This is a genomic window from Shouchella oshimensis (assembly GCF_004375095.1).
GTDB classification, from domain to species: domain Bacteria; phylum Bacillota; class Bacilli; order Bacillales; family Bacillaceae_D; genus Shouchella; species Shouchella oshimensis.
The window spans coordinates 164,267-180,652 of the sequence record NZ_SNUX01000002.1 but is presented as its reverse complement, the minus strand read 5'-3'; the positions used below and the strand labels follow the sequence as shown (position 1 = coordinate 180,652).

17 protein-coding genes and 1 other annotated feature are annotated in these 16,386 nt (G+C 40.3%); of the genes, 7 read left to right on the top strand and 10 right to left on the bottom strand.

Annotated features, from left to right (window positions below):
* Nucleotides 1-19: 19 nt before the first annotated feature.
* Nucleotides 20-1,561, bottom strand: coding sequence for an NAD(P)H-hydrate dehydratase (locus E2L03_RS07065; RefSeq protein WP_124741138.1), 1,542 nt, complete (start codon nucleotides 1,559-1,561; stop codon nucleotides 20-22).
* Nucleotides 1,562-1,731: 170 nt separating this feature from the next.
* Between E2L03_RS07065 and E2L03_RS07060 the strand changes: the two genes are divergently transcribed.
* Nucleotides 1,732-2,823 (top strand): AI-2E family transporter, encoded by a 1,092-nt coding sequence (locus E2L03_RS07060; protein ID WP_367613688.1) that lies wholly within the window; start codon nucleotides 1,732-1,734, stop codon nucleotides 2,821-2,823.
* Between the two features lie 277 nt (nucleotides 2,824-3,100).
* Nucleotides 3,101-3,304, top strand: coding sequence for a CotD family spore coat protein (locus E2L03_RS07055; RefSeq protein WP_035394394.1), 204 nt, complete (start codon nucleotides 3,101-3,103; stop codon nucleotides 3,302-3,304).
* A gap of 10 nt (nucleotides 3,305-3,314) precedes the next feature.
* On the opposite strand, the gene E2L03_RS07050 is transcribed toward E2L03_RS07055, so the two are convergent.
* The 4 genes from E2L03_RS07050 to E2L03_RS07035 form a co-directional block, all read right to left on the bottom strand.
* Nucleotides 3,315-3,800, bottom strand: coding sequence for a ribonuclease H-like YkuK family protein (locus E2L03_RS07050; protein WP_038476056.1), 486 nt, complete (start codon nucleotides 3,798-3,800; stop codon nucleotides 3,315-3,317).
* Nucleotides 3,801-3,864: 64 nt separating this feature from the next.
* The gene (locus E2L03_RS07045) at nucleotides 3,865-4,326 is read right to left on the bottom strand and encodes a GNAT family N-acetyltransferase (RefSeq protein WP_038476053.1); all 462 of its coding nucleotides are present in this window, start codon (nucleotides 4,324-4,326) and stop codon (nucleotides 3,865-3,867) included.
* Between the two features lie 56 nt (nucleotides 4,327-4,382).
* A complete protein-coding gene (locus tag E2L03_RS07040) occupies nucleotides 4,383-5,606 on the bottom strand; it encodes a NupC/NupG family nucleoside CNT transporter (protein WP_038476050.1) in 1,224 nt (407 codons plus the stop codon).
* Between the two features lie 353 nt (nucleotides 5,607-5,959).
* Nucleotides 5,960-6,823 carry an alpha/beta fold hydrolase gene (locus E2L03_RS07035; RefSeq protein ID WP_038476047.1) on the bottom strand — a complete coding sequence of 288 codons (864 nt, stop codon included), beginning with the start codon at nucleotides 6,821-6,823 and terminating at the stop codon, nucleotides 5,960-5,962.
* Between the two features lie 325 nt (nucleotides 6,824-7,148).
* On the opposite strand from E2L03_RS07035, the gene E2L03_RS07030 reads away from it, so the two are divergent.
* Nucleotides 7,149-9,047 (top strand): BCCT family transporter, encoded by a 1,899-nt coding sequence (locus E2L03_RS07030; RefSeq protein ID WP_134258809.1) that lies wholly within the window; start codon nucleotides 7,149-7,151, stop codon nucleotides 9,045-9,047.
* 321 nt (nucleotides 9,048-9,368) lie between these two features.
* Here the strand turns inward: E2L03_RS07030 and E2L03_RS07025 are convergent, their stop codons facing one another.
* Nucleotides 9,369-9,791 carry a GNAT family N-acetyltransferase gene (locus tag E2L03_RS07025; protein WP_208394339.1) on the bottom strand — a complete coding sequence of 141 codons (423 nt, stop codon included), beginning with the start codon at nucleotides 9,789-9,791 and terminating at the stop codon, nucleotides 9,369-9,371.
* A 140-nt stretch (nucleotides 9,792-9,931) separates the two neighbouring features.
* Here E2L03_RS07025 and E2L03_RS07020 point away from each other — a divergent pair, with 140 nt between their 5' ends.
* Nucleotides 9,932-10,375 (top strand): YndM family protein, encoded by a 444-nt coding sequence (locus E2L03_RS07020; protein WP_134258808.1) that lies wholly within the window; start codon nucleotides 9,932-9,934, stop codon nucleotides 10,373-10,375.
* A 193-nt stretch (nucleotides 10,376-10,568) separates the two neighbouring features.
* Here E2L03_RS07020 and E2L03_RS07015 read toward each other — a convergent pair whose 3' ends face one another.
* Both E2L03_RS07015 and E2L03_RS07010 read right to left on the bottom strand, forming a co-directional pair.
* Nucleotides 10,569-10,925: an SLAP domain-containing protein gene (locus E2L03_RS07015; RefSeq protein WP_084167276.1), complete on the bottom strand. Its 357-nt coding sequence runs from the start codon at nucleotides 10,923-10,925 to the stop codon at nucleotides 10,569-10,571.
* A 20-nt stretch (nucleotides 10,926-10,945) separates the two neighbouring features.
* Nucleotides 10,946-11,932 (bottom strand): tryptophan--tRNA ligase, encoded by a 987-nt coding sequence (locus E2L03_RS07010; protein WP_038476035.1) that lies wholly within the window; start codon nucleotides 11,930-11,932, stop codon nucleotides 10,946-10,948.
* A gap of 44 nt (nucleotides 11,933-11,976) precedes the next feature.
* Nucleotides 11,977-12,222, bottom strand: a binding site (T-box leader).
* Nucleotides 12,223-12,312: 90 nt separating this feature from the next.
* Between E2L03_RS07010 and E2L03_RS07005 the strand changes: the two genes are divergently transcribed.
* Nucleotides 12,313-13,161, top strand: coding sequence for a hypothetical protein (locus tag E2L03_RS07005; RefSeq protein WP_035394407.1), 849 nt, complete (start codon nucleotides 12,313-12,315; stop codon nucleotides 13,159-13,161).
* Between the two features lie 117 nt (nucleotides 13,162-13,278).
* Nucleotides 13,279-13,887 (top strand): NAD(P)H-dependent oxidoreductase, encoded by a 609-nt coding sequence (locus E2L03_RS07000; RefSeq protein ID WP_035394409.1) that lies wholly within the window; start codon nucleotides 13,279-13,281, stop codon nucleotides 13,885-13,887.
* 80 nt (nucleotides 13,888-13,967) lie between these two features.
* Here the strand turns inward: E2L03_RS07000 and E2L03_RS06995 are convergent, their stop codons facing one another.
* A complete protein-coding gene (locus E2L03_RS06995) occupies nucleotides 13,968-14,222 on the bottom strand; it encodes a hypothetical protein (protein ID WP_148305124.1) in 255 nt (84 codons plus the stop codon).
* A 117-nt stretch (nucleotides 14,223-14,339) separates the two neighbouring features.
* Nucleotides 14,340-14,729, bottom strand: a complete 390-nt coding sequence (locus E2L03_RS06990; RefSeq protein ID WP_124741136.1) for a MerR family transcriptional regulator — start codon at nucleotides 14,727-14,729, stop codon at nucleotides 14,340-14,342.
* A 200-nt stretch (nucleotides 14,730-14,929) separates the two neighbouring features.
* On the opposite strand from E2L03_RS06990, the gene aldA reads away from it, so the two are divergent.
* The gene (aldA, locus tag E2L03_RS06985) at nucleotides 14,930-16,375 is read left to right on the top strand and encodes an aldehyde dehydrogenase (protein ID WP_134258807.1); all 1,446 of its coding nucleotides are present in this window, start codon (nucleotides 14,930-14,932) and stop codon (nucleotides 16,373-16,375) included.
* Nucleotides 16,376-16,386: the final 11 nt, after the last annotated feature.

Genomic DNA, 16,386 nt, shown 5'->3' with positions numbered 1-16,386 from the left:
GTATGCCCATTTTTATCCACTAATATGATGTAGATGTTACAACTTTAAATGCATCAGGTAATTTTGCAATTAAATGACTTGGTGTGATGCTCTCTGTACTCCATCCTTCCTTTTTATACAAATCAGCTGCATAACCGTGTAGATAAACGGAAGTGGATAAAGCGACTTGCGTCTTTTGCCTCGTAACCAGTGCTGTTATCATTCCAGTTAATACGTCACCGGACCCTCCTTTAGCTAGCCCTTCATTTCCAGACATGTTAACTGTTAGAAATCCATCTGGCATTGCTACAATGGTATGAGGGCCTTTTAAGACCACATAAATTCCATTTTCTCGTGCAAACGCTTCTGCTATTTCAAATCGCCGTTGCTTTATTTGCTCGACTTCATAGCCTGTTAGCATCCCCATCTCACCAGGATGAGGGGTTATAATTAAAGGTTCTTTGCGCTTACGTATGGAATCAAGGCAGTCTGCAACGACTCCCAAAGCGTCTGCATCTAATATTAAGGGTCCTTTAAAGTGCGTAATGGCATGTGAAACCATGTCTTTTACATGCTCCCCCCTTCCAATACCCGGACCAATAGTTACTACAGTTTTATTCTCATAAAATGCAAACAGTTCTTTTTCTGTAGGTGCCAACAAGCCGTCTTCATTTGAAGATAACGTAGTAAACATGGCTTCTTTCACATGAGTGGCAATGGCTTGGATAACAGGACGTGTTGTTCCCACGGTTAGCAAGCCCGCACCACTTTGGACTGCTGCAGTTGTAACAAGGCTCGCTGCTCCCGGCATATTATCATTGCCAGCAATAATACCAACCCGACCATTATTCCCTTTATGCGCAAACGAACTCGAAGTGAACCAGCTATGAAAAACTTCTTCTTCTCCCCATACGCAACGTTGCTTTTCAAGGTGCTTAAACGTAGCTGGTGGCACACCAATTGGCAACACTTCCATTTTCCCGTAAAATGGTTTTGTCGCTTCTAGAAAATAACTTAGTTTCATGAGCTGTAAGGAATAGGTCTTGGCTGCATACACCGCTTCATGAGAAATTGCTGTTTCATCTGCCGGTACACCAGTCGGTAAATCAATGGAAACAATCTCCTTCTGTGACCGGTTTAGTTTTTTTATAATAGCCGGATAAGGATCTTTAAGCGCACCTTTTATTCCAGTTCCAATCATTGCGTCCACAATAATATCTATGTCACAAAGCATTTCCAACCATTCCGGCTCGATGTCATGCCAGTACTTCCATCTGTAACCACTCTGCTCATAAATTCGCTTGTGTTGCTTTGCATCACCAACAAATCGACTTTCATCAGGTATAATACATGTCATAACCGTAATTCCTTGTTCCATTAGCATTCGTGCAACTGCGAAACCATCTCCGCCATTATTCCCTGCACCTATTAACAACAAATAGCGTTTATCACCGTACTGCTCTATCAACTTACGGGCAATCTCCCTGCCTGCATTTTCCATTAATACAACACCAGGTAAACCAATTTTGTTCATGGTAATCGCTTCAACGCTTGCCATTTCTTCTCCGGTTACTATTCGCATTGCGCTCACCCTTTAGTGGATCGTAGTACTTGAGGTATTCCCTATTCTAGCGACTTCAAACTGCAGCAATGGAAATTTCATTGGATTTTAAGTATTTTATGATATAGTGTTTTTACCAATCTCTTTTAACTACACATGAAAAGGAAATGGAAGGAGGCATACATACCTTGATGGAGAGTAAAGCGTTTCGATTCGCTTGTTGGATTATCATTATTTTTCTGATTATCTATTTAGGATCACTCGTAAATTTCATTTTCAGACCGATAGCGGTTTTATTCCAGACATTGTTTGCTCCAATCGTCATTGCGCTCATTATTTATTACTTACTGAGACCATTTGTGAATATACTCAGTAAAAAAATACATCGTGGCGTATCTATTTTAATTGTATTCCTTGTATTAATCGGTCTCTTAACAAGCGCCGTTTTATATATTGGACCAATTATTCAGAACCAAATTATGTCGTTTGTTAACAACATCCCAAGGTACGCAAACATGGTACAAGAATTTTTTGAAGGCTTACAAGAGCAGCCAGCCTTTCAAAATGTGCTCGATTCCATGGATTTTTCTCTAGAGAATATATCCAATACCTTATCAGAGAACTTGCAAGGGTATTTAGAGTCTGCCGTTGATAGCATCGGATCATTTATAGGTGCAGTAGCAAACTTTGTTATAGTGGTTGTCATTATACCGTTTGTTCTGTTCTACATGCTTAAAGAAGGTAATAAAGCACCAATGATGGTGATTAATCAGTTCCCAGCAAGAGAACAAGAAGAAGGTAAGCGCGTATTGAGTGACTTAGATAATGCGTTAAGTAGTTATATTCAAGGACAACTCCTTGTTAGTGCCTGTGTTGGCGTACTTTGTTTGATTTGGTATTTAATTCTAGGCTTAGATTACGCGTTAATCTTAGCACTGGTTGCCTTATTTACAAACGTCATTCCCTTTATTGGTCCTTGGATCGGGACAGCTCCAGCAGTTGTTGTTGCATTGTTTGATTCACCTTTCACAGCACTACTCGTTATTGGTGGCGTCGTAATAATTCAGCAAATTGAAAGCAATGTATTCTCTCCACAAATTATGGGACGCCAACTTGCGGTTCACCCTCTGACCATTATTTTCGTCTTACTTGTCGCGAGCCAACTAGCAGGTTTTATTGGCATTCTACTTGCTGTTCCGACTTATGCCGTTGGTAAGGTCATTGTGCAGCATACGTATCGATTAATACGGATTCGAATGCGATCCACCCCAAAGAAAGTTTAAAGAAAAAAGAGGCTGGGACATAACGAAAAGTCGTATTTGAAAAGACGAATAGTCTAAAATATGCTAAGTAGCATCGCTACAGGAGAATCCTTCCGCTAATTTTCATATAAAACAAACGACGAACGTTCCTATTTTCAGGAATGTTCGTCATTTTGGTCTGTCTATCTACTTTTGCCCCAGCCTCTTCGTTTAGTAACCATGCTGTTTAGATGCGTTTACGCCTATACCGCTTTTTCTTTTTCTACATAGACTAGTAGAGCAAAGGAGGTATGTGTAGATGTTTCATCGACCTAAGCACCTACAACGACCACATGTAGAAGAATACGTTGTCCGTGAAATTCAACCAGTCGTTACGCACTATGTCACAAACAAAGTGTACCGACATGTTCATCAATACCCTCATACAGAATCATTTGTGAACAGAGAACTACCACCACCACCTATCAACATACAGCAGCCCTGGAGACAACCGCCTCGCTAATCGTGGCGGTTTATTTTGTATACCGGTTGGCATAATGACTAGCTACATAAGCAAATGGCTTTAGTCTCGCTGGAAACCCAATTCGTATAAGTCGCTCACTTAACTCTTCTGCATAACGTGCTGAATAAAACTGACTTTCTTCACTGATATCTAAATGCGCTTCGAAGGTAATGCTTTCTTTGTTCCTGAGGCTCACTCGTAATGCCGTTAACACGTCTTCTGTTAACAAGGTTTCATAAAGCAATCGTTCGTAAATGGAGTGTATTTTATAAGGCTTTGTTAATCGTTGTGTACCTGTCCACATTTCCTTCATGTTTGAAATAACAACGACACCAATAACGAAACGAGTGGTTTGACCGTGAACTTGAGAGTCCGTCCCTACAATAATGTGGCAAGGTTCAAAGTTACAAGCATTTAAATGAGCTGCAACACGTGTAAAGATATCACGAAGTAACGTTTGTCTTTCTAAACGAGTCTCTGTACGATATTCAGGCATGTATGTAAAACCTCACTTACACTATGACCTTGTTCATTGTATGCAAGTGAGCAAGAAAATAAGCCTAGAGCTTGCTATGCTTTTCTAAAAAAGCAAACACAGTCGCTTCGCCAGGTAATGTACTGTAAGACACAATCGTATACCCTAATGTTTGATAAAGAAATAGGTTTTTTTCGCTTTTGGATCCTGTAAATAATGCATATGTTTGAGAGGGAAGCTCTTTTTCAATAGCCTCCATAAGGGCTCTACCGACACCTTTATTTTGTGCTGATGGGTGAACCATAAGCTTTCCAATCTTTGTGACCCCTTTTTCTATTTTCCCTCTTACAGATCCAAGAATCTTGCCTTCGTCATCTAATGCTTTTAAGACTAGATGATTTGAGAAAGCTTCCTGTGTATGCTCAATTTTTTCGTGCAAAGGTAAAATGGTATAGTCATTATAAAGAGCTGCTTCACTTTGGTAAGCTACTTTTTGTAAGGCTAAAATGGTTTCTGCATCCTCTAAAGTCGCTTTAACTATCTGCATATCATCTCACACTCCTTAAATAATAAAAAAAGACAGTCCTAAGACTGTCTTTAATACTACCCACCAATTAACATTCCTGCAATCGTTGCGTTCATTAAGTTAACAAGTGTCGCAGCAATTAGAGCTTTCACACCATATTTTGCAATAAGCGGACGACGCTCTGGAATCATGCCACCAAGTCCTCCAAGTAAAATAGCAATGGAAGAGATGTTCGCAAAACCACAAAGAGCAAACGATGTAATAATGAAAGTACGTTCAGATAAATCACCAGCAGCACTTGTTAATGCTTCAAAACCAATGAATTCATTTACAATCGTTTTTTGACCGATGAAAGAACCAGCTTGTAGTGCTTCACCCCAAGGAACGCCAATGATCCACGCAACCGGTGCAAAAACAAAGCCAAGGATTTCTTCTAACGTAATAACACCTATTCCAAAAATATCGTTTCCTACAAAAGATAACAATAAGTTAATTAGTGCAATTAATGATACAAAAGCAATTAGCATTGCCCCAACATTTAATGCTAGTTTCAAACCGTCTAACGCACCGTTTGATGCTGCATCAATAAAGTTACGAGACTCACTTTTCACTTTTAAATTAATCGTATCTTTTGTTTCACTTACTTCTGTTTCCGGTACAATCATTTTGGCCATTAGTAGCCCACCTGGCGCAGCCATAAACGTTGCAGCAATTAAGTATTCTAATGGAATCCCCATTAACGAGATCCCTGCCATAACAGACCCGGCTACAGTTGCCATACCACCTGTCATAACAGCAAATAACTCCGATGCAGTCATTTTATTTAAATAAGGTTTAATCATTAACGGTGCTTCTGTTTGTCCTACGAAAATATTTCCCGTTGCAGAAACAGATTCAGCGCGGCTCGTTTGTAGTAAACGAGAAATCCCCCCACCAAGATAACGCACAATAAATTGCATAATACCGTAGTGGTACAAGACACTAATAACAGCAGAGAAAAAGATAATAACAGGTAATACTTGGAATGCAAAAATCATTCCGACTCCTTCAACTGCAAAGATTCCTCCAAAGAGCATATCAATCCCTGCACCTGAAGTATCAATGGCAGCTTGTACACCTCTTGTTACTTGCTCCAGCACGTAGCTTCCTATATCCGTCCATAGTACAATAAATGCAAAAACAATTTGTAAAGCTAGAGCAGTCAAAACCGTTCGCCAGTTAATCGCTTTCTTATTTGTAGAAAGTAAAAAAGCAAAGGCAAGTAAAATGACAATGCCCATAATACCCCATAGTACGTTCATATTAGCCTCCCCGACGCAATTTTCCTTTATTGCGCCTTACTATTCCCTTAAATATGAGATTCTTGCACGTTTCTTCAAAAAATTTATAACTAACAAGATTCAGCTTATGAAATGCGAGTAAGGAAGTCAATGCGTTCATAAAAAGTTACAATACTAAGAATCATTTCTACAATACATAAATATAGGAAGAAATGTATAGAAACAACCACTTACATGCAGTACTGTATTCAAGGTCCTCTTTTAAAACAAAAAGCGCGTCGACTGCTCCCCTAGCTAGAATCCTATAGAACTAGCTGGCGTGTGCAATCGGCGCGCTTTATTCATATATCTCTTCATTTATCGTCTAGTACAGCTTATGCAGAATGTTGATTTAAAAAGCCAATCACTTCATTATTATGCTCTTCAGAACCTTTCCCTAACGAAAGTAAATGCCCCCACGTATTTAAACAGCATAGTCTCGCTGTTTGAATATGACCTTTTGCATACTCTGCATGCTCTAAAGGAACAATGGCATCATTAACGCTATGCACAATAAGTGTTGGTGCTTGAATGGAATCAAGTTCTTCTTCTAATGACCGTCTTATTTGATTCATATCAATTAAAAATCCATGTCTAGAGCGCTGAAATTCCGTCATTCGATCAAACAAGTACCAATCTCTTGATAAGGTCCGAGCCTTAATTTCCTCGTAAGGCAATTTACTATAAATCGGCGCGATTGTTTTGAAAGCGATGTCTGGTGAAAAGCGCGCTAAACTCGACACACCTTTCCATACAAACTTCTCCACATACGGATAGAATAAGAAACGACTAATGAGTGCATCACGCTTTCTCGATTCTTTCCACGGCTTTGTTACAGCCCCTTGTAGTGTAAACGTTTTGACACGTTCGGGATAATGACTCGCTAGATAAATACCTGAAGGACCGCCTGTGGAAGCGGCAATAACGTGCACGCGTTCAATGTGCAATTCATTTAAAAGCTCAATATAAAAGCTGCATGCTGTTTCCAATGATTTTCCGATTCTCTTTGATGTATGACCGTAACCTGCTCTAGAAGGAATAATAACCGAATATCCTTGTTCAACAAGCTCTTCTAAACCAAGTTGTTCTAAACAATTGGAATGACCACCATGTAAATATAATATCGGTTCTCCTTCTCCCGTAATCGAATACTCTAAAGTCAAATCCTCATACGTAAAAGAAGCAACGCCTCTCTCCATGATGACTATCTCCTTTTTCTATAGTAGTTTGTAAAAAAAATCTAAGATGAATATTACTCCCCTTCAGAAGGAAAGTCAACGGGCATTTGACTATTTTTTATCTACAAATTCATACCAATTTCTACATAGAATACGTAGCAAGAGTAAACCGTGTGACAAAGGAAACAAAAGCCGACACACTTCCCTTATTCCAGCAAAAAAATTAAACAAAACGGAATAGTATGTATTTTTAAAATTGATGTTGTAAGTTGCTTCTGTTAGGGTATGAATATCGGATAGAGAAATCTTTTTACATAGTAAAAACATAAAAAAGGAGTTGTTGCTTATGGCCAGTACATCTAAAAAAGAAAGCCTGAAAGAACAAGCTTCGCCGTTTGTCTTAATTACCTCGACGATTCTCATCGTTCTGTTTGTATTGTGGGGGATTATTAGTCCAAGTCACTTAGGGACAACGGCTGAGTCAGCACTTGATTGGATTATTGAAAACTTCGGTTGGTTTTACATGACCATTGCTAGCTTGTTTATTTTGTTCGGGCTTGTTGTGGCGATATCACCATTCGGAAAACTAAGGTTAGGAAAAGACAATGACCGCCCAGAACATTCGTTTATTTCTTGGGTTGGCATGTTATTTGCTGCCGGACTAGGCGTTGGTTTTGTATTCTTTGGAGTAGCTGAACCAATTCTTTATTACGCTGAACAGCCACCAGGATATTCATTTAGTTTACCTGAACAAGGTGGAGATGCAGCAGAAGTCGGTCTTCGTTACGGGGTATTTCATTGGGGACTGCACGCTTGGGGAGCGTTCTCAGTAGTTGGTTTAACCCTTGCTTATGTACAGTTTCGAAAAAATCGCCCCGCTCTAATCAGTTCTGCTTTCTACCCATTACTCGGAAACAAGACAGACGGTTGGATGGGCAAGGGAATTGATTTACTAGCTGTTATTTCAACTTGTGCTGGTGTGGCAACAACATTCGGTATAAGCGCACTACAAATATCAGGCGGCATATCCTTTCTATCACCACTTGAAAATGGCATTCCATTACAATTAAGTATTATTGCGATTATTACATTTTTATTTCTCTTCTCAGCAGTTCGTGGGATTAATAAAGGAATAAAACGATTAACCAACTTAAATCTTATCCTAGCAGGAATATTGATGTTTTTTGTTTTATTTGCTGGTCAAACCATTACACTTTTAGAAAGTATGGTAACGACCCTAGGAAGTTATGCTGCAAATGTTGTTTCCATGTCTTTCTCAATGGACCCGTATAGTGATGACGGTTGGTTAGGGGCAAATACGATTTTCTTTTGGGCTTGGCATATGTCTTGGTCACCATTTGTTGGTTTATTTATTGCCCGCATTTCAAAAGGTCGTACAATACGAGAGTTTATTGCCGGAGTTCTTCTCGTTCCAACGGTTATGGCTATTATTTGGTTCTCTGTCTTTGGAGGTACAGCCCTTGATATTCAGCTAAGTGGTGTCTATGATATGGCATCTGTCGCAACAAACGAAGTCGAATTGACATTATTTTATCTGCTTGATCAGCTTCCATTAACAATGATTTCAAGCATACTAGCTGTTTTGGTTGTAGGAATCTTCTTTGTCACATCGGCTGATTCCGCCGCTTTCGTCCTTGGGTCAATGACTTCAAACGGTTCGTTAAACCCGAGCTTTAAATTAAAAATTTTATGGGGCGTTCTCATTGCCGGTACCGCTTCTGTTCTTCTTGTAAGTGGTGATGGTGGACTGGATGCCTTACAAACGGCGGCACTCACAGCCGCGCTTCCATTCGCTTTTATTCTCGTCTTTATGTTGATTGCAATGGGTACAATGCTTACACGGGATTGGAAGACCGAACAGCGCCGAAAGCAACATGCCCATGATGACGAATTAAAGAAAGCAATGAAAGAAGAAGCGTACGAAGACTTAAAGAAAGAACTGACGTCTGAATGGCGCGAGGAATTAAAACGAGAGTTATTAGCCAACGGTCGAGCAACAGCAGAAATGGTTCATTTTCAAACAACTGAAGACTCATGGATTACTGGAAAGACACTCGCGGAAATTAAATTTCCTGCTCATGTAAATGTCAGCGCGATTGAACGTGGTGATTCCATGCTTTCCCCAACAGGGAGTACGATGATTCAAGCTGGAGACTACTTGTACATCCTTGTAGAAATAGAGCAAAAAGAAACCGTTCAAGACATTTTGCGCAAAACCATTTAATGACATGTAAAAAAAGAGGCTGGGACATAACGAAAAGTAGTATTTGAAAAGACGAATAGTCTAAAATATGCTGAGTAGCACCGCTACAGGAGAATCCTTCGCTTTCCGGGGACACGGCCTCAGCCTCCTCCGTGGAAAACCAACACTCCAGAGTCTTCAGACACGTGCTGATCCCCCAGGAGTCTTCGGAATCTCCTTCCGCTAATGTTCATATAAAACAAACGACGAACGTTCCTATTTTCAGGAATGTTCGTCCTTTTGGTCTGTCTATCTACTTTTGTCCCAGCCTCTTTCTTGTAAGGTTCAATCTCGCATAACCTTTTAATCGTTCAACGAATAAATCATGCGAATCATGCTACTGTCTTCCTCACTTTTTTCCTCAAATCCAACTTCTTCAAAAACATGTTTTGCTTTTGTATTATCGGCACCCATTAACACACATATTTTCTCTGGATTTGTTTCTGCCTTTAAGAAATCCACACATTTCTGAACAAACGCTCTCCCCTTGCCCTTACCAGTTTCCTCAGGATTTAATCCAGGAGCGATCTCAATCATGCCATTTATTCGCTTCACGCCAATAAACCCGATGATTTCATTCTCACGGTAAACCGCGTATTGCCAAGTGTTTTTCTTTCCAAACTCTAAAAAAGACGTTGTCCGAGAATTTTTTTCATCATGAAAAAAAGAATAAGCTCCCTTATACTGCCATTGATACGCAATCCACTTTGCTTGATCTTCAGTCATAGCCACAAAGCGCATACGATCTCTCCCCCAATCGAATTTACATCTTCTCTTTTTTTATTGTTTAGAATTTCTCTTCATACAAAATGACAGGTATATTGCTTCCCTAAAACAGAAAAACTGAATAAAAAGGAGGTATATATTTGAAACATATTAGTATCTTTCTAACCAAGTTACTCATTGCCTTATTTGCTTTTAGTATCGGCTTTCTTTTTTTTACAGAAGCAACCTATGTTGATGTACTAACCTTTGCTTTGTTAACAACCACGGTATCCTATATTGCTGTCGATTTAATCATCCTGCCTCAGTTTGGTAACCGGGTTGCGCTAGTGAGTGACTTTATCCTCACTTACTTTATTGTGTGGGTATTTGGATCAGTTTTATTTACGAACTACATGCTTATAGCATGGGGTAGTATTTTAGCAACAGGCATCATTACCTTTTGCGAAGTCTTTGTTCATAGCTACCTTGTGAAGCATGTGTATACGAAAGAAAGCCATCGTCAGCATAAAGCACGCTTCGCTTTTGATACGGAGTTCGCAAAAGAGGAAGACCCAACTTCATCCATAAAAAAAGATCGCGAATAAAGTCAACTTGTCGAACCAATCGACAAGTTTCTTCTTTTTCTACGAGAATCGCTTCCATTCCATCGTCGATACTGCTCCTATAGTGTACCACAACCGACAAAAACTGCACGTATCGAGTTTGCCATTTCGTCACATTTTTAATTGTCTACAAAAAGCCGTTGCGCTCGATCGCAACGGCTACACCCATTTTCATTTAACGTTCTTCCAATTTCCCCGTCTTCATAGGTGTTTGGATAAAACGATCTTTTGGAAAAATAAAGGTCCACGGCATACTTGTGTTAGGAGGCACTGTGTCGATGGAAAACGAACACTCTGCAATCGTTTTACCTTCTTCAACATAGGCAACAAGCTTGGTATCCCATACATCCCCCACAGATGACAGGTTTTGAATTAGGACGGTAACAAGTAAATCACCTTGATGATTAAAGGCTTGACGGTACGGAATAAATCGCTCTGTCTTACCGACTACTAATAGCGCTTTTAATTCGTTTAAGTCACCTTCAGCAATCGTCTTTTTCCAAGCTGATTGCAAGTGAATGGTTTGCATCATGACGAACACCTACTATCCTTTTAAGTCAATCCTAGCTCTTTTTTTATCGTTTGTAAAAAAGGTACACTCACCTGTCGAACTCTATCTGCCCCATCTTCTAAGACTCGTTCCATCTTCTCAGGGTTTGCTAGCCATTCTTTATAGAGCTCTCTTGGCTCCTCAAGCTCCCGGTTTGCGACACGGAATAGTTCCCCTTTTGCATCGCCCCAGCCGATTCCTTCCTGAAAGGCGCCTTCCAACCCTTTCACCTCTTCAGTGGTTGCGAACTGTTTATATAGCATGTAAATCGTCGATGTTGCAGGATCTTTTGGAGCAGACGGAGGCAACGAGTCCGTTTTAATTTTATAAATACGCTTCTTAAGCTCGTTTTTCTCCACAAATAATGGGATCGTATTTCCGTAACTCTTGCTCATTTTCCTCCCATCTAAACCAGGAAGCACTGCAACATCCTCCATAATGTAAGGCTCTGGAAGCTTCACTGTTACCTTATGCTGATTACGTAGTGCCAGACCTAGATCGCGCGCTATTTCAATATGCTGCATTTGATCTTTTCCAACTGGGACGACATCAGGTTCTACTAAAAGAATATCAGCAGCCATTAGAATAGGATAAGTAAAGAGTCCCATATTGATACCTGCATCTAATTCTCTGCTGTTCGCTTCGTTTTCATCAACCATTGCTTTATACGCATGGGCTCTGTTCATTAATCCTTTTGGAGAAAGAGTAGCAAGAATCCAACTTAACTCAAATACCTCAGGGATATCAGATTGCCGATACAAGGTTGTTTGATTCGGATCAAGCCCTAAAGCAAGCCAACTCGCTACAACCCCTTTCGTTAAAGCATGCAACTCTTCTTTTTGGTGAGGCTTCGTTAGACCATGACCATTGGCAACAAAATAATAAGATTCATGGTTCGCTGCTAACTTTAAAGCTGGCTTAATAGCGCCAATATAATTTCCAAGGTGAATATCTCCCGTTGGCTTTATACCTGTTAAACTTCGCTTCATCTTGTCTCCTCCTTTTTTGACAATATAAAAAGGGTTACCCATCCAAAAAGGACGGATAACCCGTGGTGCCACCTTTGTTCGCTTCATCATTGAAACGCACTCGAATACGTACGGGAGTCTAGCTCTCATACGTTGTCTTTTTTAACGGTAAGACGTCCGCCTCGCCTACTATACGTTCAGCAAGGAAGCTCCGAAGTCCATTCCATTCGCACGCTACACTAGTTTACACCAACCACTAGCTCTCTTCAGTAACCGCCACCAATGTACTTACTCTCCATCTACGCTTATCTAACTAAACTTTATAAGATTTTCCTATAAAAATCAACGCATCTCAGTGAAAATGATAAAATAAAGAGGATCAGTTAAAGGAGGAGTCTCTTTTGAAAATTGTCGATACAACGCCAGCTTTTCTAACAACAAGTGCTCACAGCCTTTCTACACTTCGCCAGTATTATGCAACCTTTCCTTCTGTCTTTGAAGAATACTTCTCCTACCATTGTACACAGACGGATTCTCGTTTACAGAGTGCCCTCGCACGCTACCCCACTGATTTACTCCATATAAACAATCTCCGTGAACAGCTCCCGTCACTCATACATGACATCGTGCACCTTTATGAAGAACGCTTCTATATATCCTATAAGCAAACGATTCACCTCATTGTTGGCGCTTATGGTTCAAATGCCTATACACACCGGCAGATTCTGCCTGATATTACATTCTCTTTAGAACGAATGCCTAAAAACAGCGATGGTTTACGAGTGTTAATTGCTCATGAAATAGGGCACGCCATTCACAATCAGTGGACCGATTTAGAAGGGATCGACTGGGAACAGATTCGCTGGGAAAGTCTATTGCTCGGCATGTATCGAGAAGGAGTAGCAACGCATTTCTCGAGACGAATTGTCCCGAATGTAGCAGAAGAACTTTACTATACCTACGGGTCGTTAGGTGGAAAAGAGTGGATTTTATTCGCTCAAGAAAATCAGATAGACATAAAACGCGCTTTTTTAAAGGATTTTAACGAGCTTTCAGAGAAACAGTTATATCGTGAGTGGTATTCCATTAATGGTGGAGAGCGGTTTGGTTATCCACGGCTCGCTTACTTCTTAGGTGACCTTTTTTTTCAACATGAACGAAAAATAAAAGGCGATAAAACAGCTATCCTAGCATGGCGCCATCCCAATTATTTGTCTGAAATACATGCATGGATGCAGCTTCTAGAGTGACAGTTTCAAAAATGATACCAAGTTACAATTATGTGCATACTTGTGTATAGGTTTGAATCAAACTACACTAGGGGTATACAAATATTGCGGATCAAAGAGATCCAAAAGGAGACGATTATGAGTAACGAAAAGATTGCGATTGTCTATTACAGTTCTACTGGTACAAACTATCAGCTTGCAAAATGGGCAGAAGAAGCGGCTACAGCAGCTGGTGCTGATGTTAAAGTACTAAAATTCCCAGAATTAGCTCCAGATGCAGCAATTGATTCTAATCCAGCATGGCGTGCCCATGTTGAAGAAACAAAAGACGTTCCAGAAGTAACACCTGAAGATATGGAATGGGCAGACGGCTTTATTTTCTCTGTACCGTCTCGTTTTGGTAACGTTCCTGGTCAAGCAAAACAATTTTTCGATACTTTAGGCGGTTTATGGGCAGGCGGTAAGCTTGCTAACAAAGTAGTTAGCGGTATGTCTTCTGCAGCAAACGCCCATGGCGGTCAAGAACAAACCGTTCTTTCCCTTTACACAACAATGTTCCACTGGGGTGCAATCATTGCAGGTCCTGGTTACACTGATCCAGTCGCGTTTTCTTCTGGCGGAAACCCTTATGGAACAAGCGTAACCGTTGACCAAGAAGGCAATATGGTTGAAGACGTTGAAGAAGCTGTTAAACACCAAGCTAGACGTACAGTATCTGTTACGAGCTGGGTAAAAGCAGGTCAATAAGAAAAGAAAGAGCACATGATGTGCTCTTTTTTTTATAAAAAAAAGAATGGACAACAGCTCCCCACTCTCTATAATTCATTTTATTGTATGGTTGATCCACTAATGCGATAGCCTTTCCGCTTTAGGAAATGTGCAGATCGACTAATTTCTTGCTCATCTCTTCCAATTAAGTGAACGGTCTTTCTGTTTATCTCTTTATAATAACGCTTTAAATAAGGCAAAGGAATGTTTATCGTGTTTACTAAATCGTCCTTATATGCAAGATGGTAATCTCTTACATCCACACATTGTACGTCGATATTATCCTCGCACTGTGACGTAACCGTATCTTCCACACAACACATGCGTATCGTTCCTCTCCATCGTTTCCGGTGCTTTCCTATTTGTTTCTATATGACACAGCTTCATGTTGTATCATATAGACATTGAACGACTTTGCCAACAAATAAGTCTTACGCCATTTGACCTGCAGTTGTTTCAACTTGTTTATCCTTACTGATGGATTCATATTGAGCAATCTTTTGATCCAATCGATCAAGTGTGTCTGTCATTTCTTTTAATCGTTCTTTTAGTTGCTCTCGCTGCTCAATTAATAGTTTTTTTCTTGGGTTGGCAGTTTCCTCGCCTTGTTGATAAAGTGCTACATATTCAATTAGCACTTCTATTGGTAGTCCTGCTCTGCGCATACATTTTGCAAACTCAATTCTACGACAGTCTAATTCAGTGTATTCACGAATTCCACTTTTACTACGTTTTACCGGAGGAATTAGACCAATTCGTTCATAATAGCGAAGCGTATCTTGCGATAAACCTATTTTTTCACTGACTTCTGAAATTAACATCCGATGCCCTCCTTTTCACTAATCGTAACACTTGGAGTTCACTTTAAGGCAAGAAGATCTAGAGACATTTTTGTCATGGAAACGTCCTTTTCTCCCCTAAAACAAAAAAACGCTTACGCCATGTACGATCATATTGCCCATGTTTAATTCCCATTCATATGGGAATACAGTGAGAAATCAAATGATCAAGGAGTGGAAAAATGAGCGTACAACCTTTATATATGAACGGCGAATTTGTGACTTCACAATCACATGATCTCATTGATGTACTTAATCCTGCTACAGAGGAAGTGCTATCTCAAGTTGCAGATGCTACTGAAGAAGAAACCAATCATGCAATTGAATCGGCTTGGACTGGTCAGAAAGAGTGGGAAAAGGTTCCACAAGTAGAGCGAGGTCGCATCGTTCGTCAAATTGGCGACGCGATTGCGGCTGATAAAGAAACGTACGCTAGACTGTTAAGCGAAGAACAAGGAAAACCTCTTGAAGAGGCCAGGGGTGAAGTGGATACGGCTGTCGAATTCTTCCACTATATGTCAGAATGGAATCGAAAAATTGGCGGTGAAATCGTTCCAAGTGATGATCCAAATGAAAAAATTCTCATTCAAAAGAAACCTATAGGCGTTGTAGCTGGTATTATTCCATGGAACTACCCTGTTTTTATTTTTGCTCGAAAAGTCGCTACAGCTCTTATTACTGGTTGTTCAGTCGTCATTAAACCGTCTGAAGAAACACCGAATACTGCAATTGCTTTTGCAAAAGTCATCGATAAAGCAGGCTTACCTAAAGGCGTATTTAATTTAGTAACTGGTAAAGGAGATACAGTAGGAAACCGCCTTGCCAGCCATCCGAAAGTAGCACTTATTAGCATGACAGGTAGTGTGCCTGCAGGTACGAAGGTAATGGAAGCGGCCGCTCAAAATATTACAAAAGTAAATCTGGAGCTCGGCGGAAAAGCACCTATCATTGTATCGAAGCACGCTGACCTCGATTTAGCCGTCAAACATATTAAAGCGTCTCGAATTGAAAATGCTGGACAAGCTTGCATTTCAGCAGAACGTGTTTATGTCCAAGAAGAGGTTGCCGAAACCTTCACAAAGAAAATGGTGGCAGCTATGGCAGATACGAAGGTTGGCTATTCTCTGAGTGAAGATCAGATTGATATGGGACCATTAGCAAGTTCCCATCATTTAGAAAAAGTCGAACAGCTCGTGAATCATGCGAAGAAAGCTGGCGCTCATGTTGAACTTGGCGGAGAACGAATGGATAAAGACAGAGGCTTTTTCTACGCCCCAACTGTATTAACCAATGTAAATCATGACGATGAGATTATGACAACGGAAGTTTTCGGTCCCGTTCTACCGATTACCACGTACAAGACATTTTCAGAAGCCATTGACTATGCCAATGACTCCATTTATGGCTTGGCATCAGCACTCTACACAAATGATTACAATGAAATGATGCAAGCAGCACGAGATTTACATTACGGAGAAACGTTTGTTAACCGGGAGACAGGTGAAGCCATTCAAGGTTATCATGCCGGTATGCGCCAGTCTGGAATTGGTGGCACAGATGGAAAGCATGGGTTAAATGACTTTTTATCAACCCATGTGATGTATCTTGCCTTTAAAGACGAAAACTAAGAAGGGTGGCG

Bases quoted from the DNA above. Each gene is read 5' to 3' on its own strand.
- E2L03_RS07065 (WP_124741138.1), bottom strand. From the start codon at position 1,561: ATGCGAATAGTAACCGGAGAAGAAATGGCAAGCGTTGAAGCGATTACC.
- E2L03_RS07060 (WP_367613688.1), top strand. From the start codon at position 1,732: ATGGAGAGTAAAGCGTTTCGATTCGCTTGTTGGATTATCATTATTTTT.
- E2L03_RS07055 (WP_035394394.1), top strand. From the start codon at position 3,101: ATGTTTCATCGACCTAAGCACCTACAACGACCACATGTAGAAGAATAC.
- E2L03_RS07050 (WP_038476056.1), bottom strand. From the start codon at position 3,800: ATGCCTGAATATCGTACAGAGACTCGTTTAGAAAGACAAACGTTACTT.
- E2L03_RS07045 (WP_038476053.1), bottom strand. From the start codon at position 4,326: ATGCAGATAGTTAAAGCGACTTTAGAGGATGCAGAAACCATTTTAGCC.
- E2L03_RS07040 (WP_038476050.1), bottom strand. From the start codon at position 5,606: ATGAACGTACTATGGGGTATTATGGGCATTGTCATTTTACTTGCCTTT.
- E2L03_RS07035 (WP_038476047.1), bottom strand. From the start codon at position 6,823: ATGGAGAGAGGCGTTGCTTCTTTTACGTATGAGGATTTGACTTTAGAG.
- E2L03_RS07030 (WP_134258809.1), top strand. From the start codon at position 7,149: ATGGCCAGTACATCTAAAAAAGAAAGCCTGAAAGAACAAGCTTCGCCG.
- E2L03_RS07025 (WP_208394339.1), bottom strand. From the start codon at position 9,791: ATGACTGAAGATCAAGCAAAGTGGATTGCGTATCAATGGCAGTATAAG.
- E2L03_RS07015 (WP_084167276.1), bottom strand. From the start codon at position 10,925: ATGATGCAAACCATTCACTTGCAATCAGCTTGGAAAAAGACGATTGCT.
- E2L03_RS07010 (WP_038476035.1), bottom strand. From the start codon at position 11,932: ATGAAGCGAAGTTTAACAGGTATAAAGCCAACGGGAGATATTCACCTT.
- E2L03_RS07000 (WP_035394409.1), top strand. From the start codon at position 13,279: ATGAGTAACGAAAAGATTGCGATTGTCTATTACAGTTCTACTGGTACA.
- E2L03_RS06990 (WP_124741136.1), bottom strand. From the start codon at position 14,729: ATGTTAATTTCAGAAGTCAGTGAAAAAATAGGTTTATCGCAAGATACG.
- aldA (WP_134258807.1), top strand. From the start codon at position 14,930: ATGAGCGTACAACCTTTATATATGAACGGCGAATTTGTGACTTCACAA.